Annotated in this window: 27 protein-coding genes and 1 riboswitch; of the genes, 14 read left to right on the top strand and 13 right to left on the bottom strand. The window is 63.7% G+C overall.

What is annotated here, in order from left to right:
- Positions 1 to 23: 23 nt before the first annotated feature.
- Entirely contained in the window at positions 24 to 254 is a 231-nt protein-coding gene (locus tag IVB05_RS34870; protein ID WP_247780509.1) for a hypothetical protein, read from the bottom strand.
- Positions 255 to 615: 361 nt separating this feature from the next.
- A complete protein-coding gene (locus tag IVB05_RS34875; RefSeq protein WP_247780510.1) occupies positions 616 to 1,329 on the bottom strand; it encodes a DNA helicase in 714 nt (237 codons plus the stop codon).
- A gap of 406 nt (positions 1,330 to 1,735) precedes the next feature.
- Between IVB05_RS34875 and IVB05_RS34880 the strand changes: the two genes are divergently transcribed.
- A complete protein-coding gene (locus IVB05_RS34880) occupies positions 1,736 to 2,059 on the top strand; it encodes a hypothetical protein (RefSeq protein ID WP_247780511.1) in 324 nt (107 codons plus the stop codon).
- Between the two features lie 169 nt (positions 2,060 to 2,228).
- The gene (locus tag IVB05_RS34885; RefSeq protein ID WP_247780512.1) at positions 2,229 to 3,704 is read left to right on the top strand and encodes a FecR domain-containing protein; all 1,476 of its coding nucleotides are present in this window, start codon (positions 2,229 to 2,231) and stop codon (positions 3,702 to 3,704) included.
- A gap of 139 nt (positions 3,705 to 3,843) precedes the next feature.
- Here the strand turns inward: IVB05_RS34885 and IVB05_RS34890 are convergent, their stop codons facing one another.
- Both IVB05_RS34890 and asd read right to left on the bottom strand, forming a co-directional pair.
- The gene (locus IVB05_RS34890) at positions 3,844 to 4,359 is read right to left on the bottom strand and encodes an NUDIX hydrolase (RefSeq protein ID WP_247780513.1); all 516 of its coding nucleotides are present in this window, start codon (positions 4,357 to 4,359) and stop codon (positions 3,844 to 3,846) included.
- Positions 4,360 to 4,425: 66 nt separating this feature from the next.
- A complete protein-coding gene (gene asd / locus IVB05_RS34895; protein ID WP_247787237.1) occupies positions 4,426 to 5,295 on the bottom strand; it encodes an archaetidylserine decarboxylase in 870 nt (289 codons plus the stop codon).
- Between the two features lie 34 nt (positions 5,296 to 5,329).
- Between asd and IVB05_RS34900 the strand changes: the two genes are divergently transcribed.
- On the top strand, positions 5,330 to 6,991 hold the full coding sequence (locus tag IVB05_RS34900) for an aminotransferase class III-fold pyridoxal phosphate-dependent enzyme (protein WP_247780514.1): 1,662 nt from the start codon (positions 5,330 to 5,332) through the stop codon (positions 6,989 to 6,991).
- Between the two features lie 233 nt (positions 6,992 to 7,224).
- Here IVB05_RS34900 and IVB05_RS34905 read toward each other — a convergent pair whose 3' ends face one another.
- From IVB05_RS34905 to IVB05_RS34915, 3 genes are all read right to left on the bottom strand, one after another.
- Entirely contained in the window at positions 7,225 to 7,842 is a 618-nt protein-coding gene (locus IVB05_RS34905) for a hypothetical protein (RefSeq protein WP_247780515.1), read from the bottom strand.
- Positions 7,843 to 7,965: 123 nt separating this feature from the next.
- Complete coding sequence (locus IVB05_RS34910) at positions 7,966 to 8,655, bottom strand: methyltransferase domain-containing protein (protein WP_247780516.1); 690 nt, start codon at positions 8,653 to 8,655, stop codon at positions 7,966 to 7,968.
- Between the two features lie 44 nt (positions 8,656 to 8,699).
- Positions 8,700 to 9,755: a glycosyltransferase family 1 protein gene (locus IVB05_RS34915; protein WP_247780517.1), complete on the bottom strand. Its 1,056-nt coding sequence runs from the start codon at positions 9,753 to 9,755 to the stop codon at positions 8,700 to 8,702.
- A gap of 140 nt (positions 9,756 to 9,895) precedes the next feature.
- On the opposite strand from IVB05_RS34915, the gene IVB05_RS34920 reads away from it, so the two are divergent.
- Positions 9,896 to 11,296, top strand: a complete 1,401-nt coding sequence (locus IVB05_RS34920) for a TAXI family TRAP transporter solute-binding subunit (protein ID WP_247780518.1) — start codon at positions 9,896 to 9,898, stop codon at positions 11,294 to 11,296.
- 273 nt (positions 11,297 to 11,569) lie between these two features.
- Positions 11,570 to 12,253 (top strand): L,D-transpeptidase, encoded by a 684-nt coding sequence (locus tag IVB05_RS34925; RefSeq protein WP_247780519.1) that lies wholly within the window; start codon positions 11,570 to 11,572, stop codon positions 12,251 to 12,253.
- Positions 12,254 to 12,322: 69 nt separating this feature from the next.
- Here IVB05_RS34925 and IVB05_RS34930 read toward each other — a convergent pair whose 3' ends face one another.
- Positions 12,323 to 13,792: a PLP-dependent aminotransferase family protein gene (locus tag IVB05_RS34930; RefSeq protein WP_247780520.1), complete on the bottom strand. Its 1,470-nt coding sequence runs from the start codon at positions 13,790 to 13,792 to the stop codon at positions 12,323 to 12,325.
- Positions 13,793 to 13,969: 177 nt separating this feature from the next.
- On the opposite strand from IVB05_RS34930, the gene IVB05_RS34935 reads away from it, so the two are divergent.
- Together IVB05_RS34935 and IVB05_RS34940 are read left to right on the top strand one after the other, a co-directional pair.
- Entirely contained in the window at positions 13,970 to 14,533 is a 564-nt protein-coding gene (locus IVB05_RS34935) for a pyridoxamine 5'-phosphate oxidase family protein (RefSeq protein ID WP_247780521.1), read from the top strand.
- A gap of 159 nt (positions 14,534 to 14,692) precedes the next feature.
- On the top strand, positions 14,693 to 16,261 hold the full coding sequence (locus IVB05_RS34940) for a DUF4403 family protein (RefSeq protein WP_247780522.1): 1,569 nt from the start codon (positions 14,693 to 14,695) through the stop codon (positions 16,259 to 16,261).
- A 129-nt stretch (positions 16,262 to 16,390) separates the two neighbouring features.
- Here IVB05_RS34940 and IVB05_RS34945 read toward each other — a convergent pair whose 3' ends face one another.
- The 4 genes from IVB05_RS34945 to IVB05_RS34960 form a co-directional block, all read right to left on the bottom strand.
- The gene (locus IVB05_RS34945) at positions 16,391 to 16,603 is read right to left on the bottom strand and encodes a dodecin domain-containing protein (RefSeq protein WP_247519119.1); all 213 of its coding nucleotides are present in this window, start codon (positions 16,601 to 16,603) and stop codon (positions 16,391 to 16,393) included.
- A 185-nt stretch (positions 16,604 to 16,788) separates the two neighbouring features.
- Entirely contained in the window at positions 16,789 to 17,322 is a 534-nt protein-coding gene (locus IVB05_RS34950; RefSeq protein ID WP_247780523.1) for a PRC-barrel domain-containing protein, read from the bottom strand.
- 96 nt (positions 17,323 to 17,418) lie between these two features.
- Positions 17,419 to 17,796: a PRC-barrel domain-containing protein gene (locus tag IVB05_RS34955; protein ID WP_247780524.1), complete on the bottom strand. Its 378-nt coding sequence runs from the start codon at positions 17,794 to 17,796 to the stop codon at positions 17,419 to 17,421.
- Between the two features lie 151 nt (positions 17,797 to 17,947).
- Positions 17,948 to 18,535: a hypothetical protein gene (locus IVB05_RS34960; protein WP_247780525.1), complete on the bottom strand. Its 588-nt coding sequence runs from the start codon at positions 18,533 to 18,535 to the stop codon at positions 17,948 to 17,950.
- Between the two features lie 170 nt (positions 18,536 to 18,705).
- Between IVB05_RS34960 and IVB05_RS34965 the strand changes: the two genes are divergently transcribed.
- Both IVB05_RS34965 and IVB05_RS34970 read left to right on the top strand, forming a co-directional pair.
- Positions 18,706 to 19,458 carry a response regulator gene (locus IVB05_RS34965; protein WP_247780526.1) on the top strand — a complete coding sequence of 251 codons (753 nt, stop codon included), beginning with the start codon at positions 18,706 to 18,708 and terminating at the stop codon, positions 19,456 to 19,458.
- 2 nt (positions 19,459 to 19,460) lie between these two features.
- A complete protein-coding gene (locus IVB05_RS34970) occupies positions 19,461 to 20,795 on the top strand; it encodes an ATP-binding protein (RefSeq protein ID WP_247780527.1) in 1,335 nt (444 codons plus the stop codon).
- Between the two features lie 18 nt (positions 20,796 to 20,813).
- Here the strand turns inward: IVB05_RS34970 and IVB05_RS34975 are convergent, their stop codons facing one another.
- Positions 20,814 to 21,008, bottom strand: a complete 195-nt coding sequence (locus tag IVB05_RS34975; RefSeq protein WP_247780528.1) for a hypothetical protein — start codon at positions 21,006 to 21,008, stop codon at positions 20,814 to 20,816.
- 420 nt (positions 21,009 to 21,428) lie between these two features.
- Here IVB05_RS34975 and IVB05_RS34980 point away from each other — a divergent pair, with 420 nt between their 5' ends.
- From IVB05_RS34980 to IVB05_RS35000, 5 genes are all read left to right on the top strand, one after another.
- The gene (locus IVB05_RS34980; RefSeq protein WP_247787238.1) at positions 21,429 to 21,872 is read left to right on the top strand and encodes a transglycosylase SLT domain-containing protein; all 444 of its coding nucleotides are present in this window, start codon (positions 21,429 to 21,431) and stop codon (positions 21,870 to 21,872) included.
- Positions 21,873 to 22,104: 232 nt separating this feature from the next.
- Positions 22,105 to 22,234, top strand: a riboswitch (TPP riboswitch).
- Positions 22,222 to 23,232, top strand: a complete 1,011-nt coding sequence (locus IVB05_RS34985; RefSeq protein ID WP_247780529.1) for an FAD-dependent oxidoreductase — start codon at positions 22,222 to 22,224, stop codon at positions 23,230 to 23,232. (Overlaps the previous riboswitch by 13 nt.)
- Complete coding sequence (gene thiS / locus IVB05_RS34990) at positions 23,223 to 23,420, top strand: sulfur carrier protein ThiS (RefSeq protein WP_247780530.1); 198 nt, start codon at positions 23,223 to 23,225, stop codon at positions 23,418 to 23,420. The genes IVB05_RS34985 and thiS overlap by 10 nt, the downstream gene beginning before the upstream one ends.
- 358 nt (positions 23,421 to 23,778) lie before the next feature.
- Positions 23,779 to 24,561 carry a thiazole synthase gene (locus tag IVB05_RS34995; RefSeq protein WP_247787240.1) on the top strand — a complete coding sequence of 261 codons (783 nt, stop codon included), beginning with the start codon at positions 23,779 to 23,781 and terminating at the stop codon, positions 24,559 to 24,561.
- Entirely contained in the window at positions 24,548 to 25,156 is a 609-nt protein-coding gene (locus IVB05_RS35000) for a thiamine phosphate synthase (protein WP_247780531.1), read from the top strand. The genes IVB05_RS34995 and IVB05_RS35000 overlap by 14 nt, the downstream gene beginning before the upstream one ends.
- The last annotated feature ends 89 nt before the right edge of the window (positions 25,157 to 25,245 follow it).

Genomic DNA, 25,245 nt, shown 5'->3' on the forward strand with positions numbered 1-25,245 from the left:
TTCAATCTCGCCGCAATCGCGGATCAGCCGCAGACTCGCACTCGGCGGACCCGCCAGCCATGGCCGTCCCAGAAACGCTGTGTCACCCATTCGCAACTGCCAAAATCGTCGTATGGCCCGCGACCTGCCCCGTAAGGGGCGGGCTCGTAATAGCGGCCCGGAGCGGCGACGCCACGCTGTGCGCTTGCGGGCGTCGCGGCGAACGAACCGGCAATCGTTGCGACCGCGACAAAGGCAGCAAATGTCTTCTTCATTCTAGGCCCTCTTGTGCGCGCATGGCGTGCGGCCACGCGACAGCCGCACCACCAAAGACGCTGAGAAGTTCCCGCCGTTGCATTTCAACCCCTGAGTGAGCCCATTGTATCAGGTCAACTAAGTGCATTGATAGGGGCTGGCCCCGAGTTGCTTGTTGCAAAGCCTGATGTCCGTTTCGGGTCATTCGCTACAGGGTGCTTGCCCCCAGGCCGCAGCCGAAGTCCGCCTTGGCCGAAAACCGACCTCATTCCAATGCCTAACCCGCTGACGCATGCTCCTCGTGCTCTGTAACTCAGCCGAGGAGCATGGCCATGCAGCTTGCGTCGATACGACTATGGCTTCGCGCTAATGAGCCACGGCCTAGCTTGCCGCCCGGAACTGAACCTCACCGTTGTTCAGGAAACATGTCTTGGTGAAGAGGCTCAGATCCAGCGGATTCGGCAATCTGACATCTTCCAGACCGGGGCATGGTTTCTTCAATGGATCGTACGAGCGATCGATCTGGGAGATAAAGACGAAGATCAGCCCGCGATCGCGTGCGAACGATTGCAGGGTGCGAACCTGAACCATCAATTCCGGATTCTCACGCTTCTGGTCGAGCAGTTGCAGATAGTCCACGACCACCAGGGTGCCGCGAGGCGCGCCTGCCAACCGCTTGACGATGTAATCCGAACTTATTTCGTCGGAGCTGTCGAATTCGAACAGGCCGGCAAAATCCTCCCGCGCCACGCCAATGGCGCGGAAACGATCCAGCATGTCCTTTTCCGTATACTCCAGCGTGAAGAACACACCTCGACTGCCGGACTTCATGGCTTGCACGGCGAGTTCGAGGCTCATCAGGGTCTTGCCCTGACCCGGGCGCGCACCCACCAGCACCAGGTCGCCGGGAGCCAGCCGCGAAAAAAGTTTTTCAACGGGCGCGGTTGCCGTCACTTTGGCCGCGAGCAAACTCCAGGCGCTAAAACCTTCTTGCCTGGCAACGCGGTCGAGCGCCTCGTGCAGCGGGATATTTTCCGCACGGGATAGAAGTTTGGCCTTACGCTTCAGGTGATAAAGGGGCGCAGACAGCTTCATCGAAGAACCTCCTATTGCGAGCAATGATCACAACCCCTCCTTATGCTTGGTGCTCGAACAGTTGGTTCGATGATCGCAATGGCCCCGCATGAATGATGCTTTCCCGACGGAGGGGGGAGGCATGGGCCGCGCCAGAATCAGATTATAGCCGATCCGTGCCGAAGGGACATTGCCAACCTTGGGCGACGCGGCGGAAAACAGTGGAAACGGGCTCGACCGGCAGCCATGCGGGGGACCGCGCGCCAGCGACGAAACAATTCTCCCAGCGACGAAACACATTTGCGCTTGCGACGACAAATTCCCGAAACCAACACCGCGTAGTTCTCTCCTCCAACGAGGCGCCACTCGGCGCGAGAACTCGGGCGCAGCATCCGCTGCCACACCATCCGAAAAAAGAGGACACTCAATGGCTTTCACCGCTTCGACCATGCGCGCCTGCAAGGTGCTGATCGCGGCCACCCTTGCGCTGGCCGCGCTGGGCACGGCCGCGAACGCCCACACGCCGGAGCAGGAGCAGATGTGCACCGGCGATGCGATGCGGCTTTGCTCTTCGGAAATCCCCGATGTCGAGCGCGTCACCGCCTGCATGGTCCAGAAGCGCGCGCAGCTCAGCGACGGCTGCAAGGCCGTCTTTCATTACGTGCCGCCGGCTGCCACCACGCCCGTGAACTACGCGCCCTCGGCAAAACCCTCCAGGCCGCTCAACCTGACCCCGCACAAGCGCAGCTGAGCATTTTCCTTATTAAGGTCACAGCGCCATGTCCTGGTATCCCGGACGTGGCGCTTGCTCGTTTCGGCCTCCCGTGACGGCAAGCGCGGCGTTCATCCCGCGTTCAGCCTGACGGCGCTGAAATCAGAGCCCCGCCTTCTGCCTTCCCCCCGTTTACGGAAATACCCCGATGTCGCGCCAGCTTTTCTTCGCGCTACTGCTGTTGGCCTGCAGCGCGACGATCGGCACGACGAATGCTTCCGAAGCTGCGTCCGGCCTGACGCAACTGGCACAGGCACAGACCGAGCCTTCGCAGCCGGCCGCACCGGCGACCGCCGCGCCCGACCCCGCCACGCCTGACGCCACTGATGCGCAGGCGCCGGAGGAGCCGATCGGCAACGTCGCGACCGTAGTCGGCAGCGCCAGCGTGATCCGCAACGACAAGACCACGCCGCTCAAGGTCAAGGACGACATCTATCTCAACGACGTGGTGCAGACGGCTGCGAATTCCGCGCTCGGCATCACCTTCATCGACGCCACCACGTTTGATCTCAAGGCCAGCACAAAAATCACCATCGACAATTACGTCTATGAGGACGGCGGCAAGAGCAACGCGGCGATCTTCGACGTCGCCAAGGGTACCGCCGCATTCGTCGCCGCCTCGGTGGCGAAAACCGGCGACATGAAGATCACGACGCCGACGGCGACGCTCGGCATTCGCGGCACCACCGGCCTCGTCGAGGTGCCTGAGGGCGCCGCCGCCAACAATCCGAACAACGTCGCGGTCAAGCTTTATCCCGACGCCGACGGGCGCGTCGGCCGCATCGAGGTCAACGACCGCGCCGGCGCGCGGCTCGGCTTTCTGACGCAAGGCGCGAGCGGCTTCACCATCCGCCCGGGCGCCGGCGGCGCGCGCTTCGCCGCGGTGCCGCTGGTGATTCCGCAGCAGATGGTTTTGCGCGACCAGGGGTTTGTGCGTCAGCTTCACTCGACGCAGAATTTCGGCCGGCAGCTCGTGTTCCAGCAGCGCGAATTCCGCCGCGCCAATCCCAGCTTCGTCAATCCGAACCGGCCGATCCGGCAGCTTCAGCCTGGCCAGCAGCGGCCAAATGGTCTGCCCGGACAGGTCAGGCCCGGACAACAACAGCAGCCCGGTCAGTTGAACCGTCCCGGGCAGCCGCGGCAGAACGGTCTGCCGGGGCAACCCGGTCAGCCGCCACTGCCGGCCGTACCGAACCGCCAGGGACAGCAGCAGCCTGGTCAGCTCAATCGGCCCGGACAGCCGCAACAGCCGGGTCAGTTGAACCGGCCCGGTCAACAGCAGCAGCCGGGCACACCGCCGCGCGCGGGACAGCCGCAACAACCCGGCCCGCCCAATCAGCCCGGCGTGCCACCGCGGGCCGGACAACCGTCACGATCCGATCTGCCGTCGCAGCCCGGCCTGCCGCCACGCGCAGGGCAACCGCAACAGCCCTCAGTGCCGGCGCAACCCGCCGCACCGCTGGCACGGCCGGGACTGCCGAACAGGTACGGCGTTCCCGGATTGCAGCGGCCACCCGGCGTTCAGGGCGCTCCGGCCCTGCAGCGTCCGGGATTGCCCGCCGCGCCGCGGCGGCCTGCGTCTGCGCCGCAACGGGGCAAGCCGCTGCCGAAGGAATTGCGCTAGCGGAGTCCACTTGCGTGCCCCGGACGCGGTGCACCACGAAGTGGTGCGGCCGGAGAGCCGGGGCCGACCAGCTGCCGCGCGAGGTAGCTCCCGGTTCTGCGACGCATCGCTGGCGCGCTGCGTCGCGCCCGGGACACGGTTAGCGAAATAGTCGAAGCAGGTTTTGAAGAAAGCCCACGCGGCCCGCTTTGTGCTCTCGGACGACAGGCTCCGCCGCTTTCGGCAAAACCGCGCCCACGATGCCTCCGGCCGCAGCCATCGCCATCGGCCCCACTTGTTGCAGGAACGCGCGCTCATAGCCGCGCGACAGCCGTTCGACGGCCTCCCCAAGCGGCAACCAGTCCACGGCTTTCACGTCGCGCATCAGTTTGCGCGTGGGCGTGCGCCCTGCTTCCATGCGCCAGTAGTGCACGACCTTGGGGCCGCCGCTGGTCTCATAGACCAGCGTGCCCAGAAATTCGTGCACGGCGACGTCGTGCCCGGTTTCTTCCATCACCTCGCGTTCGGCGGCCGCGCGCGGCGTCTCGCCCTGATCGAGCTTGCCCTTGGGCAGGGCCCATTCATTGCGCTTGCGCAAGCGCACCACGGCGACCAGCGGCGGCTCCGCCTGCCGCAGCACAATGCCTCCTGCCGCCAGCACAGGCGTTCGCGCCATTTCTCTCTTCCCGCATTCCGACTTCGAATTTCGCGACCATAGAGACAAGCGGCCGCCGAATCGAGATCAGGATTGCGGTTTCCGCAACAGCGGCTCTCCTGCGTGGATGCGCCCGCCTTCCATGACATTGTCGGCGAATTCGAAATGCTCCGGCGCCAGCACGATGATGGTCGAGCCGTGCTCGAACCAGCCGAGTTCGTCGCCCTTGCTCACATTGACATCGCACGGAAACACCGTCGGCCCCCTGCTCTGCGCGTTGAGCGTCACATCGAGGAAATGCAGCCGGATGCTGGCCACCAGAATCGCCGCGACCGGCACCAGCGTCAGCGCTTCGCCTGACGGCAGCCGCATCTCGAGCACCGCCCGCTCGTTCTTGCAGAACAGCCGCTCGACCCGCTTCAGCGCGATCGGATTGACGTTCCAGACGTCGCCATGAATGAACGTCACGCGCTCGATCTTGCCGTCATACGGCGCATGAAAGCGGTGATACATGCTCGACGTCAGCCGCAGCGTGAGGAAGCGGCCGTTGCGGTGGCTCTCCACCAGCGCGGGATCGCCGAGCAAATCCAGGAGCGAGTAAGGCGCGCCCTTGATCTGGAACAGCTCGGTATCCGCGATTCTGCCGAAGGCGCCGATGATGCCGTCGGAGGGGCTGGCCACAACGGCGGGATCGGGATCGGCCGGGCGCAGGCCGGGACGCAGTTCGCGCGTAAAACAATCGTGCAGGCTCCTGAATTCGGTCTTCTTCGCCTCCGACAGATCGAGATCGGAAAACAGCCGCCAGCACGCGATCGAAGCGTCGCGCACAAACGGGTTCTCGATCTTGCTGAACCAGCCCATGAAGCGCGTCAGCGCCGCCCGCGGGATGCGGTTGGTCAGGAGGAAATTGAGATCCTCCTGTTGCGTGAAGCGGGCGATCAGGCCCCTTATTGTCATCAATCTGTCAGCAGGATTGGCTAGCGCTTCAGGCATGGATTCGTCCCTTCCGATTCTTTCGCTGTCCGCCGCTGCGGTTGCTGGTGCCGCGGCAGTCTTCCCCAAATTGCAGGCGCGGCTGGCGCTGTCGCGCGCCAAGCACCGCTCGCTGACCGGACATTCCAAAATGTCCAAGATGGTCGCGCGGCTGCTGCCGCATTACGAGTTCGATATCGACGGCTTCTTCCGCTCCGACGGCGCCCCCACCGAAATCGCCATGCAGCGCCAGGACGCCTTCTTCCGCCTCGCCCGCCTCTATGAGGCGCGCTACGCCAGGGGTCGGAAGATGACGACCGAAGCCGCAACGCACATCTCCGACCTGCAGTTCACGGAAAGCTACCGGGTGCCGTTCCAGTACAGCCGGCTGGTGCGCGAAAATCTCGGCACCGGCGCGTTCATGCAGTCCTCCGCCGGCGTCACCGTCACCGATGTCGACGGCAATGTGTTCTACGACCTGACCGGCTCTTACGGCGTCAACATCTTCGGCAACGATTTTTACAAGGAGTGCATCACGGAAGCCGAAAAGCGCGCGAATGCGCTTGGCGCCGTACTCGGTCCCTATCACCCTGTGATTACCGACAACGTCCGCCGGTTGTGCGAAATCTCCGGCCTCGACGAAGTCTCGTTCCACATGTCCGGCACCGAAGCGGTCATGCAGGCGGTGCGGCTGGCGCGCTACCACACCAAGCGCTCGCACCTGGTTCGTTTCGCCGGCGCCTATCACGGCTGGTGGGGCGACGTGCAGCCGGGCGTCGGCAATCCGGTTTCGCCGCACGAGACCTATACGCTGGCCGACATGTCGGAGCGGACGCTGCACGTGCTGCGAACGCGCAAGGACATCGCCTGCGTGCTGGTCAATCCGCTGCAGGCGCTGCACCCCAACGCCAACGCACCCGGCGATTCCGCCCTCGTCGACAGTTCGCGCAAGGGCGCCTTCGACCGCGCGGCTTACACCGAATGGCTGAAGAAGCTGCGCGAGGTCTGCACCGCGCGCGGCATCGTGCTGATCTTTGACGAGGTGTTCGTCGGCTTCCGCCTCGCCGCCAAAGGCGCGCAGGAATACTTTGGCGTTCGTGCCGACATGGTCACTTACGGCAAGAGCCTCGCCGGCGGCCTCCCGGTCGGCGTGCTCTGCGGCGCTAAGGAATTGATGCGCCGCTTCCGCGACGATCGCCCGGCCGACGTCTGCTTTGCGCGCGGCACCTTCAATTCGCATCCTTACGTGATGACGGCGATGGATGAATTCCTCTCGAGGCTCGCCAGCCCGAACTTCAACGCCGTCTATCAGGGGCTCGACGAGACCTGGAACGGCCGCGCCGAAGCGCTGAACGCGCGGCTGGCGGCAGGCGACCTGCCCGTCCGCGTCAGCAATTTCTCCTCGATCTGGATGGTGCAATATACCGAGCCGTGCCGCTACAACTGGATGCTCCAGTATTATCTGCGTGCCGAAGGGCTGGCGCTGAGCTGGGTCGGAACCGGCCGGCTGATCTTCAGTCTCAACTACACCGATGCGGACTTTACTGAAGTGGCCGATCGCTTTGTCGCGGCGACCGAGAAGATGAAGCGGGACGGCTGGTGGTGGCACGATGCCGCGCTGACCAACAAGGACATCAAGCGGCGGATTCTGAAAGAACTGCTTCGGAAAAAGTTCGGATAATCCGTGCGCGTCGGCGTTCGTCATGGTCGGATACCGGCCCCACCCGTCATTGCCTGCGGCAAACGCAAAGCGTTTGCGCAAGGGAGCATAGCGACGAAGCAATCCATCTATCCCCGCGTGGAGAGATGGATTGCTTCGCTTCGCTCGCAATGACGGCTTCACAACTGGTGCTTAAGAACGTGGATGGCCGGGACAAGCCCGGCCATGACTGCGTTGTTGACCAAGCGCAACACTCAAGCGTGCTTGACGTGCTTCTCGAGGCCGGGATCGATCAGCTCGCCCTTCATGAGCGCCAGCGGCGCCTTGTAGTACAGCTTGAGGTCGCTGAAGGGGTCGGTGAGGATCTTGGTCATCCAGACCAGACCGGTCTCGACGTCGCGGATGAAGAACAGATGGACGGTACGGAACAGCAGCCCGCCGATGCCGACCGCCAGCCAGACCTTGGCCACCTGACGCATGAAGTCCGCGGTCGAAGTCCAGGGCGTGAACAGGCCGAACAGCGTCGGGTCGAGATACAGGACCAGCGGCGACAGCGCCCAGATCGCCATCAGCACGACCTTGCGCTGCAGATTGTAGCCGACCTTGATCTCTTCCTTGTGCTCATGGGTCGCGTGATTGACGTGGTCGTAACCGCGCGGCTCGAAGAAGAAGTGACCGGCCTGCCGCGTCGTCATCGAAACCAGCCAGCCGACCAGCGCCGACACCACGGGATCGAAGAACAGCATCGCATAGGCGAACAGAAAGCTCGCCGCGCTAACGAAGTGCAGCGACTGGTTGATGCGGCTGTGGTGATAGTAGCGATGGTCGTCCCAGCGCTGGGTTCGCAGTTCCTGCAGGAAGTTCTTGATCATTCTCTACCCCCAAATGCTTTTCGGGTTTGTGTTTACCGGGATTCGATGTCCGGCATGTGACATCATGATGTTGACATGTGACCGAACGAAGCGACGCGGTGACGCAACATCAACAGCCGCGCATTACGCGGCCGCGGCTACGTCGACCTTGCGAAAACGCACCAGCGAGAAATGGCCGAGCGGCGGCACCAGACGGCGCTCCGCCAGCTCCATGCCGCGCGCGCCGGCCAGCCATTGCGCATAGCGCGACCAGGCGAACTCAGCGGTGCGGAAGCCGAGCGGACGAACCACCGGCTGCAGACGCTGCTCGATGAAGCGGCGCATGCCGGCATCGGCGCTGACGCGGGTCAGGATGATGAGCTCGCCGCCCGGCCGCAGCACGCGGGCGAATTCGTCGAGCGCCTTTTCCGGGTTCGGCACTGCCGTGACGACATATTGCGCCATCACGACGTCGAACGAATCGTCCGGGAATTCGAGGTTTTCGGCGTCCATCACCGCAAGCCCCTCGACATTCTTCAGGCCGAGTTCGTCGACGCGCTTCTTCGCCTTCTGCAGCATCGCTTCCGAAATGTCGGTGCCGAAGATGCGCAGATGCGGCGCGTAGAGCGGCAGCGAAATGCCGGTACCGACGCCGACCTCGAGCACGCGGCCACCGATCTTGTTGGTCGCCTGGATCGCCGCCTTGCGGCCCTTGCTGAACACGCCGCCGAACACGAGGTCGTAAACCGGCGCCCAGCGATCATAGGCCTGCTCGACCGTTTCGCGGTCGAAATCGAGCTGCCTCGTACCGTCAAGCTTGATGATGTCTGCCATGGTGGTCCTGCCTTCTCGTCTCACTCGTATGACTGGTTTGATATTCAACCCTGCACGGCGCTCGCGGCTGGCGCCCGGCGCACCGGCCGCAGCGCGCGGCTTGGCTGCAGCGCGGTCAGATTGCCGATGAACTGCCGTGCGCTGTTTTCCCAGGAACGCGAAAGCGCAAAATTCCGGCAGGCCTCGCGCGACATCGTCAGCGCGCGCAGGCACGCGCTGCGCAGATCGGTATCGATTGCGCCGATCGGATGACCGGCAATGACGTCCTTTGGGCCGGTGACCGGAAATGCCGCAACCGGCGTGCCGCAGGCCAGCGCCTCGAGCTGTACGACGCCGAACGTATCGGTGAGGCTCGGAAACACGAATACGTCGGCAGCCGCAAGATGCGCGGTCAGGTCCGCGCCTTTCTTCTCGCCGAGGAAAATCGCGTTCGGATATTTCCGCGCGAGTTGTTCCTTCTGCGGACCGTCGCCGACGACGACTTTCGATCCGGGCAGATCCAACGAAAGAAACGCTTCGAGATTTTTTTCGACCGCGACGCGGCCCATGGTCATGAAGACCGGCCGCGGCAGATCGAGCGTCGCAGGTGTATGCGGGTTGAACAGCTCGGTGTCGACGCCGCGCGTCCAGAAGCCGAGTTTGCGGAAGCCCCGCGCGCCGAGTTCCTGCCGCAGCGAGTCGGTCGCGACCATCACTGTGGAAGACGCGGCATGAAAGTGCCGCAGCACCGCATAGCCGACGCTGGCGGGGAGCCCGGTGCGCACGGCGACATATTCGGGAAAGCGCGTCGTATAGGACGTGGTAAACGCCAGCTTGCGGCGGCGGCAATAGGCGCGCACCGCCCAGCCGACCGGTCCCTCGGTCGCGATGTGAATGGCGTCCGGCGCAGCGCCCTCGATCCGGCGCGCGATCTCGCGCCGGTTGGGCAGCGCGACGCGCAGTCCCGGATAGGTCGGCAGGGGCATCGACGGAAATCCATCGGGCGTGAGAAAGCTGATGTCGGCATCCAGCGTTGAAGCACTGCGGGCGAGCGAGGTCAGCGTGCGGACGACCCCGTTAACCTGTGGATGCCACGCGTCGGTCGCAATCAGTATCTTCATGTCCAGGACCTGAGATGAGCTTCGGAACGATTCTCAAATCCGACGTTGGGACATGGATATTTCAGGCGTATGACGTCATCGTTCTGTAAGGTTGTTTTTTAAACCCATCTCCACGCTTTTTCATGTAACGTGACAGAATGATGTCAGACCCGAACGACAATCCTGCACGATCCCGCCGCCGGCGACAGCGGCGGAGCTACGCGCTTCTGATCCTTGCCGCCGGCATGCTCGCCTTCGGCGTTGCCGCCGGCGCGCTGTATTACGTGCTGCGGCCGACGACGCTGCGGATCGCGGTGGGGCCTGCCGGCAGCGAGGACCAGAAACTGGTCCAGCTGATGGCGCAAACATTTGCGCGCGAGGGCAGCTCGGTGCGTCTGTCGCTGGTCACGACGGAAGGGGCGGCGGAAAGCATCGCGTTGTTCACGGCCGGCAAGGCCGATCTCGCGGTCGCCCGCGGCGACCTGAACCTGCCGGAGAACGCCGAGTCGGTCGCCATCCTGCGCAAGAATGTCGTGGTGCTGTGGGCGCCTTCGGGCCTTCCCGCCAAGGGCTCGAAGAAGCAGCCGACCCCCAAGATCAAGAGTCTCGACGAACTGGCCGGCCACCGCGTCGGCGTGATCGGGCGGACGCAGGCCAATGTCACGCTGCTGCGCAATGTCCTGAAAGAGTCCGGCATCAATCCCGACAAGGTCACGATCAGCCAGTTCGCCACTGACAAGATCGGCGAAATGGCGCGCGACCAGACGATCGACGCGTTCATGGCCGTCGGCCCGCTCAAGAGCAAGATCACGGTCGACGCCATCGCGTTGACGGCTGCGGCCCGCGGCGAGCCGAAGTTCCTGCCGGTCGACGTCGCCGATGCCATCGCGAAGAAGAACCCGATCTACGAATCCGAGGAAATTCCCGCCAGCATCTTCGGCTCTTCGCCGCAGCGGCCGGAAGACAAGGTCGATACGGTTGCCGTCAACCATCTCATCATCGCGCCGAAGTCGTTGTCGGACACGGCGGTCGCCGCCTTCGCCCGCCAGCTCTTCACCAACCGCCAACAGCTCGCGCGCGAATTGCCGACCGCCTCGCAGATCGAAAAGCCTGATACCGACAAGGACGCCGCGTTGCCGGCGCATGCGGGAGCTGCCGCCTATATCGACGGCAACGAGCGAACATTCCTCGAAAAATACACCGACTACATCTGGTTCGTGGTCCTGCTTGTCTCAGGCTTGGGATCGGCCGGCGCCTGGTTCAGGCACTACTGGAACAGGGACGAGCGCGAGGTGTATGTCGGCCATCGCGATGAACTGCTCGACCTGATTTCCAGGGTACGCAGGGCGGAAACGCCGGAAGAGCTGGCAGAGATGCAGAACACAGCCGACGGCATATTGCGTCACGCGCTCGATTGCTATGACGACGGCGCAGTCGAGGACGGCGATCTTTCGGTGATCGGGCTGGCGCTCGAGCAATTCCACCACGCGGTCGCCGACCGTCGCACGGTGCTCAGCGCCGGCGGGACCGGGACGCCGCGGATGCGCGCTAGCCAGGCCTGATGGTTCGGCTGGCTTTTCCCTCGTTCAGGTAAATTGTCAGCGCGGAAGCAGCGCTGCTGCAACGGATCCTCCCTCTCCCACAAGGGGAGAGGGAAAGTGGGAGCGCCGATCCGCCCCCCAAGGATCGGCAACGAAACCTTAATGAAACAATTCCCTAACGGGACGAAACCATTTTGGCGATTTCGTGCAAATGTCCTGAAACGGTTCACCTGTACATGTTCCCCAACGACGCGCCGAAAACGGCGCGACAGGGCGTAGAACAGGGGACGACCAATGTTTAATTCATTTAAGCTGAACACCCGCATTGCTGCCGCCGCTTTTGGTGCGCTGGCGATCGGCGCGACCGCATTTTCCGTACCCGCCGCCGCAGCTCCGCTGCCGCTGTTTCCGTTTTTCCTGCCGCAGATCGAAGCCGCCCCGCCGCCGGTGCAGGCCGTGCCCCAGGATGAAGAAGACCGCGCGGTCGAGATGCCGGCCCGCCTGCGCCGCCAGGTCGTGAACTACTACACCCGCGAGGCGCCCGGCACGATCATCATCGATACCCCGAACACCTATCTCTATCTCGTGCTCGGCAACGGCCAGGCGATGCGCTACGGCATTGGCATCGGCCGCGACGGCTTCACCTGGTCGGGCACGCAGACGATCACCCGCAAGGCCGAATGGCCGGCCTGGACCCCGCCCCCGGAAATGATCGCCCGCCAGCCCTATCTGCCGCGCCACATGGCCGGCGGCCCCGGCAACCCGCTCGGCGCCCGCGCGATGTATCTCGGCGGCACCATCTATCGCATCCACGGCACCAACGCGCCGGAGACAATCGGAACCCGCGTTTCCTCGGGCTGCCTCCGCCTCACCAACCAAGACGTCTCTGACCTCTATTCACGGGTCGGCGTCGGCACCAAGGTGATCGTGCTTCCGATGACGGATCGCCGCGCCGATCTCGGCCGGACCATCCGCTAAGTCGACAAGGTTGGCATCGAACAACGGCCCCGGTATCCACCGGGGCCTTTTTCTGTGCGCGATGACGGCCTATCGTTCAAAGGCCCGAGCCAGCCGGGCGATCGCCGGCGCAATGATCGGAAGCGGATAGCCGCTGAAGCCCAGCATCAGCGCCGATTGCGCCGGTGCCTCAACATAGAGGCGGCTCATCGCACGAACGACGACGCCGTGTTCCCGCGCCGTCCGTTCGATCTTGACGTCCGACAGCCCTCGTCGCGTGTAAGCAACCAGATGCATGCCCTGGTCCGGCGGATCGACAGTCAAATGGTCGCCCAGGCGGCGCCTGAGGGCTGCGACCAGTGCGTCCCGCTGGTTGCAGTACATCTGGCGCATTCTGCGGATGTGGGCTGCGAAATGTCCCTCTTCCATGAAGGCGGTGACGACTGCCTGGCAAAGGCTCGATGGCTGGCGGTCCATCAGATAGCGCGTAGTCACGAAGGCCCGCGCCAGTGAAGGAGGCACCACGGCGTAGCCGAGCCGAAGTCCTGGAAAGAGCGCCTTGTTGAGGGTCCCGATGTAGATGACACGCTCGGCTTCATCGAGGCCCTGGAGCGAAGCGAGTGGCCGGCCGCCATATCGGAATTCACTGGCGTAGTCGTCTTCGACGATCCAGGCGCCTGACTCTCGTGCCCAGGCAAGAAGTTCGAGGCGGCGTGCCATCGACAGGGCAACGCCTTTCGGAAACTGATGCGAGGGCGTTATGAAAACGGCACGCGCCTTTGGAGCGCGCCGGATGCCTTCGGTGACATTGATGCCATGTTGGTCGACCGGTATCGGGCAAACCTTCACGCCTGCCGCGACGAGCACAAGGCGGGTCAAGGCGTATCCCGGGTCCTCGATCCAGACTTCCGTGTCCGGCCCTTGCATGACACGAATAACGATATCGAGGGCTTGCTGCGTTCCCGCAGTGATCACGACCTGTTCGGGCTCGCACCGCACGGCACGGGCGGCCTGCAGATAATCGCAAACGGATCTCCGCAGTTCGAGCATGCCGTGCGGATCGGCGTAGCCAAGGTGTTGCCGGCCGAAGGAACGCAGGCTGCGTGCGCTGAGTTTTCGCCACAGCTCGGCGGTGCGTGCATCCACGAGCGTCCGCCCCAAATTGAATGGGCGCTCGTCGTTCTGCGAAGTCACATCGAGGAAACCGTCAAGCTCACGCGGGAAGGCCGCCGCTTGGGCGACTGGTGCTTGCCGTTTCCTGCGGCCACGGATCGCTCCGAAAGGCTCAGGAAGATCGGACGCGATATAGGTTCCTGCGCCTTTCTTGCCGAAGGTATAGCCTTCAGCAAGCAGCTGTTCGAAAGCCGAGACGACGGCAGAGCGCGAAACACCGAGTTGCGCTGCGAGTTCGCGCGTCGAGGGCAGCTTGGTCCCGGGACGGAGCGTTCCTGACAGGATTGCCGATCGTGACTGCAGGTAGATCTGGCGGAACACCGGCGCATCTGCCGCACGGTCCACTTCGAACGCATAGAGCTTTGCCCAGCCTTGCCTGCTCGTCACGGATGTCTTTCGAAAACGTCAGTTGCCCGCCAAGAGTTGCCCCAGATAAGCCAAGTGGTATGCCTCCATTGAGGCCAAGTGGGTCTTTGCGCAAGACCACCGCCTTCCTATCCTGTTTCGGAAAACAAGGAAACCTGAAATGCCCGTTCGTTCGAACGACGCGGAGTGCCTGGAATCATGAGCTCACCGCAAATCCGTCGCGCAGACCGGGCCATGTCGAACGAGCGTACGCTGGAGACGCTGGCACGTGGGTATAGCGGCCGTCTCGCAACGGTGAGCGAGGACGGTTTCCCGTACTGCATTCCGCTGCTGTATCTCTGGATCAACGGGGAAGTGTATTTGCACACCACCAGTGCAGGAGGACATTTGCGCGCAAACATCGAGCGGGATCAGCGCGTTTGCTTTGAGGTTGATGAACAGGAAGGCGTCTTTGACTACGGCCGGTTCGAGTGCGATTCGGGTCTCGCCTATCGAAGCGTCTGTCTGTTCGGCCGGATACGGATCGTCGACGACGGGGAAGCCAAACAGCTATTCTGCGAAGCGTTGATGGTAAAATACGGCAAGCCGGGGACAAAGCGACCGAGGGGATTCTTCCCGCGGCTCGATGTCATCACCGTATATGCCATCGCCGTCGAGCGAATGACCGGCAAGGAACATCCACTACCGCCGCTTTCCGAACAATGGCCTGCGAAAGACAGGACGAAGACGCCACATGCTTCGTGGCCCACCAATGGCCTCTGATCCTCGGGATGGACGCTCGCTGCAAATTGAGTCAAGCCGTTCGTAAATGATCATCCTGGGACGCGCGCCGGAGGCGGCATCCGGGACCCCCGCACTGGCGCTACTCTCCCCTTCCCTGTAAAATCTCATGGGGCGATTCATTTGGGGTTCGGGGGGACGATGCGTCTGCCGATGCATCTGAAGACGATTTCGATCGCACTCGCGGTCCTCATCGTCTCGTTTGTGGCCAGCCTGAAGGTGATGGACTTCGTCGCGCCGCGCGCCACGAACCGGCCGCCCGCGCTTGCCCAATTGCCGCCGCTGCCGCCGGCGCCGCGCGCATCCACCGTGATGGCGCCGATTGCGGTTGCGCTGTCGGCGATCCGCGACGCCGCCGATCGCGGCGCGCCGCGCAACTTCACCGGCAAGGCCGACAATCCGATATCGCAGATCCTGCAGAATGCCGATATCGGCTGGACCGCCTCGCGCGGGCCGATCGTTGCTACCGGCGCGCAGGATGTGCTGTCGATGGCGACGCCGCTGACGGGAACACTCAACGTCACAGGCTCGCTGTCGGCGAAGGCGACGGGTGCGGTCGGCGACGCGCTCGGCGGCCTGCTCGGCGGCAACGTCGCGAAACAAATCGGCAGCGTGAACATCAAGAACCTCAACGCCAGCGCCGAGATCAAGGGCAACGTCACCATATCAGCGCGGCCGAAGATCGCCGCGAACTGGCGCATCGAGCCGAATTTGGCGGCGCAGGTCAATCTCGGCGATACCAGCCTTGCCGTGGCCGGCGCCCGCGTCAACGTGCCTGCGCAGGTGAAGCCGTTGATCGACAAGAATGTCGCCGAGCAAATCGCGCTGGTGCAGGCGCGCATGCGCAACGATCCGACCTTCGAACAGAATGCGCGGGCGCAGTGGGCCAAGGCCTGCCGCTCGATCCCGCTGCAGGGCACGACGGCCGGTTCGACGATGCCGGCGCTGTGGCTGGAATTGCGCCCCATACGGGCGATTGCCGCGCAGCCGCGCGTCGATGCTTCGAACCTCACGCTGACGCTCGGCATCGAGGCGGAGACCCGCATCACGCCGGCCGAGACCAAGCCGTCCTGCCCGTTTCCCGCCGAGATCGTCATCGTGCCGCCGACGCCGGGACGGGTCGCGATCGCCGTTCCCATCGACATGCCCTTCACCGAACTCAACAGAATCGTGGAAGCGCAGTTCGCCGGAAAGACTTTTCCGGAAGATGGGTCCGGCTCGGTCGACGTCACCGTCAAGCGCGCCAGCGTCGCGGCGTCGGGCAACCGCCTGCTGATTTCGCTGCTGGTGAGCGCCAAGGAAAAGAAGAGCTTCCTCGGCCTCGGCGGCGAGGCCAATGTGCATATCTGGGGCAGGCCCGTGCTCGATCAGGCCGAGCAGACGCTGCGGCTGACCGATATCGAGCTCGCCGTCGAGTCGGAGGCCGCCTTCGGGCTGCTGGGCGCCGCGGCGCGCGCCGCCATCCCGCATTTGCAGAAGACGCTGGCGGAAAAGGCGACCGTCGACCTCAAGCCGTTCGCAAGCAACGCTCAAAGAAAGATTGCGGCAGTGATCGCCGATTTCCAGAAGAACGAGGACGGCCTGCGGGTCTCGGCTGAGATCAGCAAGCTGCGGCTCGCCGACATCGCCTTCGATTCCAAAACGCTGCGCGTGATCGCGGAGGCCGAAGGTGCAATCAACGTCTATGTGACCGCGCTGCCGGCGCTGTGATGCAATTCGAGATCCGTAGGGGGCAAAGCGCAAGCGTGCCCACCATCTTCCTGTCCACCATCTTCCTGTTCAAGGAAATGGCGGGCACGGCGCCTGCGCGCCTTTGCCCACCCTACTCATGAAACGCGATCAATCCTCGAACTTGAACGAGACGTTCACCTTGGCGCGATAGGCCTCGACCTCGCCTTTGGCGTCCAGTTGCAGATCGAGCTTCACGACCTCGGCGACTCTGAGATCGCGTAACGATTTTCCGGCGCGGCTGACCGCGGCAGCCGCGGCCTTCTCCCAGGAATCCTTGCTGGTGCCGATCAGCTCGATGACCTTGTAGACGCTCTCCGCCATGTCGTCCTCCGTTGATGTCTGGCAGGATGCAAATGCTCCTGCCGCGATACAACCTAACATCGGGACGCGTAGGCTGATAGGATGCGCTGCACCATTGCGCGAAGGGGCATTTTCAAAATCAAATGGCCGGGCGGCATCACGCCGTCCGGCCATTTTGAGGAAGCCTGGTCGTTCAGACCGATGCCTTATTCGGTCGAGTACTTGAACTCAGGCATCGCCTTCAGCTGATCCTTTGTCGCACTGAGCATGGCGTGATCCGGATACCACGGATTCTTCTTGGGCGCAGGAGCCGCGGTCGTCGCAGCACCGGTCGTACCCGTGCCTGTCGTAGGCCTTGCGCCACCGGTGGCGGGCGCGCTCGAGGTGCTGGTATAGGCAATCGGCTCCTCGACGAACTTCACCTTGTCGATGGGCACCGCAACGAGATGCTCGCCGACGCCGAGGAAGCCGCCGACGCCGATCACCACGGCTTTGATGTCGCCGCTCTTGTCGGCCAGGAGATCGTTGATCGATCCGAGGCTTTCGTTGCTGTCGTTGTACACGTTCAGGCCGACCAGCTTCGAGGTCCGCCAGTTACCCTTGAACGACGAGGTATCGGACGCAGCCGCAGGCGCGGCGGTGGTGGCGCGGTCAGTCGTTGCCGAAGGACTTTGCGCGAACGCTACACTCGCCAGCAGCGCGGAAGCCGCGAGGCCGGCAACGGCAGTTTTGGTTAACATATCCGTTCTCCTCATTTCAGAAACGCTACGAGAAAACCCGGCACTTCAACAAGTGTTCCACATGTTTCGCGTGGAACACGGCGGTGCGACACTGCATCAAAAGCCGCCCCAGTAAGGCGGCATGCCGTAATAGCGATGCAGCTCGGCCTCCTTTGCGCGATCGCCCCAGTCGAAATCCTTGTCCGCACGGAATGACGGGGCGCGCTTCAACTCTTCATCGTCGATGTCGAGTTCGTAGGCTTCGAACTTCATGTTGTAGCGAAGCCGTCCCCAGGGCAACGGAATCAGATTGGCCCCGATGCCCAGAAACCCGCCGAAACTCAGTATTGCATAGGATACTTTACCGGTGACCTTGTCGATCATCAGCCGTTCGATATGGCCGATCATGTCTCCGTTCGGCCGGCGCACCGCGGTCCCCTCGACGCGGTCGCTCGCGATCAACTGATGCGGCTTGGCCATGACGTCGCTTGCCATTGGACCTCTCCACACATCCTGTAGGGAAACCAACGTCACAATCGCCGCCCGGTTCCCACTGCCGGAAATGAGACAGCCATCCTTCCCTTTTTCGGAAAGGATGGCTGCTGCGTCGCTTTATCCGCTTCGCGCGAAAGCGCGAAGCGCGCGCTCAGCTGTGATAGTCGATCAGCAACGCCGAGAAGGAAGCACTGCTCGATGTGCTCGAACTGCCGGTCGCACCGTAGCTCGTCGATGATGAAGCCGACAGCTGATCCTGCAGCGATTGCAGGAACTGCTTGAGAATGTCGTCGATCGAATTCGTGCTCGACGAAGTATCGTCGCTCGAGGATGCGCCATCCGCAGGCGGCGGACCGCCGGGACCACCCGGAGGGGGACCGCCGGCGCCGCCCGGGCCGCCGGGCCCGCCAGCTCCGCCGGGGCCGTTGGCGAAGGCCGCCTTGAAGATGCCCTGCAGTTCGGTGGCCTGGTCGCTGGTCAGCTTGCCGCTTGAAACTTCGCCGGCGATCAGATCGTCGATCTTCGACTTGAGCTGGTCGGGCGACGGTCGCGTTCCGCTGGCCTGGTCGCTGGCGCGGCTCGCCTGCATCGCGGAATCGATATCGGTCAGGGCCGCCGACAATGCGTCCTGGTCGGACGACTTGATGGCGCCGGATTTTACTTCGGACAGCAACTCATCCTGCAACTTCTGAAGAGGCGACTGGTAGGTTTGGGCCGAGGCCGCCGAGATCGAGGTCATGATAGCTCCGAGCGTTCGTAAATGACGTCACGACCGTAGGGTTAACGACCTTAACGAGGTCTTTTCGCCTGCCCCCGGACCTGTTGCCCGATGTTGCTCCGAGTCATCCGGAAACATCCGGAAACAAAAATCCTTCGCGCGCAGGCCCGAATCACCGACAAAAGATCGACATGGCGCAGGCAATACCCAACATCCTTGTCGTTGAGGACGATCGCGAGACACGGTCGCTGATCGCAAAATACCTGCGCAACAACGCCTGCAACGTCACCACCGCAGCCGACGGCCGTGAGATGGCCCGCGCCATGACCGACCGCAGGGTCGACCTTCTGATCCTCGACGTCATGCTGCCCGGCGAGGACGGCCTCACGCTCTGCCGCAAGGTGCGCGCCGAGTCGCAGACCCCGATCATCATGCTGACCGCGCGCGGCGAGGACATCGATCGCATCCTCGGCTTGGAGATGGGCGCCGACGACTATCTCGCCAAACCGTTCAACCCGCGCGAATTGCTGGCCCGGATCAACGCGGTGCTGCGCCGGCAGGCCTTGGCCTACACCGCCAGCGCCACCGAGGGCGCGACGGCGTTGGTGTTTGCGGGCTGGCGGATCGACCTCCGGCTGCGCGAATTGCGCAATCCGGAGGGCGCGCGCGTCGCAATGACCAGCGCCGAGTTCGATCTGCTGCGAACCTTCTGCGAGCGGCCCGGCCGCGTGCTGTCGCGCGACAGCCTGCTCGACCTCACGCAGGGCCGCAACGCCGGCTCGTTCGAGCGCTCGATCGACGTGCTGGTCAGCCGCATCCGCCGCAAGATCGAACCCGATCCGCAAGCCGCCACCATGATCAAGACGGTGCGCTCCGGCGGCTACATGTTCACCCCGAAAGTTGAAGCCATCAGCGTCGAGGCGGTGACCGCCGCCGGCCACTGATCATGAAGCTGTCGGGCCTCCTGAACCTGCGCGGCATAAGCGGCCAGATCGCAGCCCTCGTCGTCGTCTCGATTGCGGCCCTTCATCTGATCATCACCGCGAGCTTCCTGCTGCACCGGCCCGACCAGCCGGAGACGTCATCCGACCGCGGCCACGGCCAGCTTGTCACGGCGGTGCAGTTGCTCGGCACAGCGCCCGCGCCGGAACGGCCGCGGCTGTCCGCCGACATCGCGCGCGCCTTTCCGCAGCTCGGCATCGAGATCCTGCCGCCGGGGCCGCTGCCTGCAGCGGCCGAAGCCGGCGGGTTCAACCCGCGCGGCCTGCAGCGGCGCCTCGGTCATGATTATCGCATCTTCCAGATTGCGAGCGGCGGCGAGCCCCGCAAGATCGGCATCGGCTTGCCTGACGGCATGATGATTTCGGCCAACGTCCTGCCGGACCGGCCGCGGCCGCCGTTTCTCGGCGGCCCCTGGATGATGACGCTGCTGTTTGCCGTCATCAGCGTCACCCTGCTCGGCCTGTGGGCGGCGCGGGCGTTGACCGCGCCCCTGTCGTCATTCGCCAAAGCCGCCGAGAGTTTTAGCCTCAACGGCGCCGCGGCGCCGCTCCCCGAACGCGGGCCGGAGGAGATCCGCTCGGTCGCGCGCGCGCTCAATCGGATGCGCGAGCGCATCACCGGCCTGATCGACGACCGCACCAAAATGCTCGCCGCGATCAGCCACGATCTGCGCACGCCGATTACAAGAATGCGTCTTCGCTCCGAATTCATCGAGGACGAGACCCATCGCAGCCGCATGCTAAGCGATCTCGATCAGATGCGCGCGATGCTTGAGTCCGTGCTGTCGTTCCTGCGCAACGGCCGCAGGTCAGAGGCCATGACGCTGGCCGACGTCGCCAGCACGCTGCAACTCATCACCGACCAGTTCGGCGACATGGGACGCAAGGTCGTCTATGACGGCCCCGCACATGCCATGGCCACGGTGCGGCCGGACGATTTGCACCGCGCCGTCACCAATTTGGTGGAGAATGCCGTCAGATTCGGCGCGGAGGCCGTGATCCGCCTTCGCGTCTCGGGGGATCAGCTCACCATCGAGGTCGAAGACGACGGCCCCGGCATTTCGGATGCGCTGAAGCAGAACATGCTGGAGCCGTTCGTGCGCGGCGACGAGGCCCGTAACATGGATGAGGCGGCGGGGTTCGGCCTTGGCCTTTCGATCACGAACGCGATCGCAACAGCCCATGGCGGCACGCTGTCGCTGCACGACCGGCAGCCGCATGGACTGGTTGTTCGGATGCGCCTCCCTGTTCGACAGCCAGGCGAACGCTCCGCGGCCTAGAGGATGATTTCAGCGGCGTCAGGCGGCCAGCGCGTCCGGATGCGCCTCTTCATAGATCGCGATCGCTTCAAAGCGATAATCGCAGGCACGGCAGAACCAGAGGAACGACGTGCGGCCCGGACTGCTCTCGACCCAATCGGGTCTCGCAATCGGCTTGCCGCATTGAGCACAGGGATTTCCGTGCGGTAAATAGCCGGAATCGACTCGAGCCATGACGCATCTCCCTAGACTTCGGACGTCGTAACGACGTCTCGCTTTTTTAAATGTCGTTGAATGAGACAGGTTTGCTGTCGGAAAGAATTGGTTTTTGTCGCAGCGTCTTCTTTACACCTTGACTGCGTCTTTTGCACGACATTCTTGCGCGTCCGCATGACGCAGATTCGCGTCGACGGAAGCGATGCATCGCACGCACAACGTTAGCGTCACGCTGACTGAATTCGTTAACACGTGCATTAGCCGCAGACATCTCGCCGCGATGTCGTCCGTTTTTCGCCACATCTTGGCCCGCTGATGGAACTAACCGGAGGAACCAATCGTTCACGCGTCCATCCGCCGAGATTGTTTTTTATGAAAAGTTTTCCGAAATTCGTCTGGCTCGCCGCCACCGCCGCGCTGTTCGTTTCGCCCGATGCGATGGCGCAGAGCCGCGCGCAGTATGAGAGCATGGTCGCGACCCATGCGAGCGCCAACAACGTGCCGGAAGCGCTGGTGCACCGCGTGATCGTGCGCGAGAGCAAATATCATCCTGGTCTCGTCGGGCGCGGCGGCACCATCGGGCTGATGCAGATCAAGCTCGCGACCGCGCGCGGCCTCGGCTACACCGGCGACGCCGCGGGCCTGCGCGATCCCGACACCAATCTCGCCTGGGGCATCAAATATCTCGCCGGCGCCTACCGCGCCGCCAACAGCGACCACAGCCGAGCCGTGCGTTATTATGCGAGCGGCTATTACTACGCCGCAAAGCGCCAGCGGCAGGAGCGGCCGGTCCAGCTTGTGCCGGTGCTTGCGAGCAGTGCGCCGCCGAAAATTATCGCGAGAATCCCCGCCGACGCGAACGCAATGCAGCCCGCCAAATAGCTGTCAAGTAGCTGCCAAGTAGCTGAAACCTCGTGTCCCAGGCGCGGTGCAGCCTAGGCGATGCATAGCATCGTCCGGTAGCGCTGCTCCGCAGAACCGGGACCCCATCCCCAGCCGTCCAGGCCCCGGCTCAGCAGGGCCACCGCAGCCTAATGCGCCTGCGTCCGGGGCAAGGCAGCGGTGCAGTTCCCGCTATGACGCGTTGACACCTCCGCCCAACTGCCTACATTAGCCCTGTTCCGAGGGGTGCTCCGATGAGGAGCTGAGATACCGCAAGCTTGGGCCGAAAGGCGCTGGACCGCGGTGACCCTTTGAACCTGATCCGGGTCATGCCGGCGAAGGGACAGGGATGTACCAGAAGTCAGATCCGCGGGGGGATTCCTCCGTTTCCATCATCGGCGCGGGCATTGCCGGCGCATGGCAGGCGCTGCTGTTCGCGCAGGCCGGCCATGCCGTCACGCTGTATGAGCGCAGTGACGCCGATATGACGCTCGCAACCAGCCACTGGGCCGGCGGCATGCTCGCGCCCTGGTGCGAGGCCGAGGCCTCCGAGCCCGTGATCGGCCGGCTCGGCATCCGCTCGCTCGATCTGTGGCGCGAGCATTTTCCAAAAACCCCGTTCAACGGATCGCTGGTCGTGGCGCATGCGCGCGACCGCGCCGATTTCGAACGTTTTGCGAAGCTGACCACCGGCCATGTCAGGCTCGACGCGCGGGAGTTGAGCGACCTTGAACCGTCGCTGGACGGCCGTTTCCGCGATGGCCTGTTCTATGCCGGTGAAGGCCATGTCGAGCCGCGAAAGGTGCTTCCCGAACTGCATGCCCGCATCGAAGCCGCCGGCGGCACCATCAAGTTCGACTGCGATGCTGATGCCGAGGACCTCGACGGCATCGTGATCGACTGCCGCGGGCTCTCCGCGCGCGACGAGCAACCGGAATTGCGCGGCGTCAAGGGCGAGATGATCATCGTCGAGACGAGCGAGGTCGAGCTGTCGCGCCCGGTGCGGCTGATTCATCCGCGCTGGCCGCTCTATGTCATTCCGCGCGGCGACAACAAATTCATGCTGGGCGCCACCTCGATCGAGGCCGAGGACACCGGCGTCAGCGTCCGCTCGGCGCTGGAGCTGTTGGGCGCGGCCTATGCCGTGCATCCGGCCTTTGCCGAAGCGCGCATCGTCGAGTTCGGCTCGGGCTTGCGGCCCGCCTACCCGGATAATCTGCCGCGGATCACAGTCGACAGGAAGATCGCCGTGAACGGGCTCTATCGCCACGGTTTTCTGCTGGCCCCCGCGCTGGCCGAGCTGACGCTTGGCTATGTGCAGCGCGGCGCGATCGACAATGAGGTGATGCGATGCGTGTGACCGTCAACGGGGAGCAGCGGGAGATCACCTCTGCCAGCGTCGACTCGCTGCTAAGCGAGCTCGAATACGAAGGCACGCATTTCGCGATTGCCGTGAATTACGACGTGCTGCCGAAAAGCCGCTGGGCGGAGACCGTGCTGAAGAGCGGCGACGAGATCGAGATCATCACGCCACGGCAGGGAGGGTGAGGATGGGCGCGCGCTCTTTCCTTCTTAACCTCGCCCCGCTTGCGGGGAGAGGTCGGATCGCGTTTGCGATCCGGGTGAGGGGGTACAGGTCCATCGATAGATCACACTCGCGGAGAGAGCTCCTCACCCCAACCCTCTCCCCGCAAGCGCGGGGCGAGGGAGCGGCCGCGCCGCAAACTCCGCTGTCATCGCCAGGCAAAAGCGCGAAGCGCGTCTTTACTGTAACGACCGGGCGATCCAGTACGCCGCGGCTTTTCGGTTCTATCGCAAGCTTCCCGGCGTACTGGATCCCCGCCTTCGCGGGGATGACGAGTGGTGGTGTGGGGATGACAGCATCGTTTGAGGAGACACCGTGACCATGCTGAACTTCTACGGCAAAACCTTCTCCTCCCGCCTGCTGATCGGCTCGGCGCTCTATCCCTCGCCCGCGATCATGCAGGATGCGATCCGTGCGTCCGGCGCCAATATCGTGACCGTGTCGCTGCGGCGCGAGGCCGCCGGCGGCAAGACGGGCGACGCGTTCTGGTCGCTGATCCGCGAGCTCGATGTGACGGTGCTGCCGAACACCGCCGGCTGCCGCAGCGTGCGCGATGCGGTGACGACGGCAAAGCTGGCGCGCGAACTATTCGCCACGCCCTGGATCAAGCTGGAGGTGATCGCCGACAACGACACGCTGCAGCCCGACGTGGTCGGCCTGGTCGAAGCCGCCGGCATCCTGATCAAGGACGGCTTTGAAGTGTTTCCCTACTGCACCGAAGACCTTTCGGTCGCGATGCGGCTGGTGGGCGCCGGATGCAAGGTGGTGATGCCGTGGGCCGCGCCGATCGGAAGCGCCAAGGGAATCACCAACCGCGACGCGCTGAAGCTGATGCGCGAGCGCATGCCCGACGTGACGCTGGTGGTCGACGCCGGCCTCGGCGCGCCGTCGCATGCGGCGCACGCCCTCGAACTCGGCTACGACGCCGTGCTGCTCAACACGGCGATCGCAAAGGCCGCCGATCCCGTCGTGATGGCCAATGCGTTCCGCCTTGGTGTGGAAGCCGGCCGCACCGCCTATGAAGCAGGCCTGATGGAAGCCCGCGACTTCGCCTCGCCCTCAACCCCTGTGATCGGGACACCGTTCTGGCATGCCGTATCCTGATAAATTCTATCCCGTGGTCGACAGTGTCGCCTGGGTGGCGCGGCTGGCGCTGCTCGGCGCCGGCACCATTCAGTTGCGCGCCAAGGACCTCAATGACTCAGAGGCGCTGCAGATCGTGACCGACGCGCTCGAGGCCATCAAGGGCACGGACGCCAAGCTCGTGGTCAATGACTACTGGCGCGCGGCGATCGTCGCCGGCGCAAAGCATCTGCATCTCGGTCAGGAAGACCTCGCCGACGCGGATCTTGGCGAAATCCGCAAGGCAGGACTGACGCTCGGCATCTCCACCCATGACGACGAGGAACTGGCGACGGCGCTTGCAGCGAAGCCGGACTACATCGCGCTCGGCCCGATTTTTCCGACCACGCTGAAATCGATGCGCTTCGCGCCGCAGGGCATCCCAAAGATCACCGAGTGGAAGAAGCGCATCGGCGACATCCCACTGGTCGCGATCGGCGGCATCAAGTTCGAACAATCAGCCGAGATTTTTGCGGCGGGGGCGGACTCTATCGCCGTCGTCAGTGACGTCACCCAGAATGCTGATCCCGACGCGCGGGTCAGACAATGGCTCGGTCAGAGTGCGGAGGCCGCGTGAGAAGTCTACGAAACCATCAGCCGTCATTGCGAGGAGCGCAAGCGACGAAGCAATCCATTCTCACCGCTTGCTCGGTGGGATGGATTGCT

Origin of the sequence: Bradyrhizobium sp. 170, from assembly GCF_023101085.1 — a bacterium.
Taxonomy (GTDB): Bacteria; Pseudomonadota; Alphaproteobacteria; order Rhizobiales; family Xanthobacteraceae; genus Bradyrhizobium.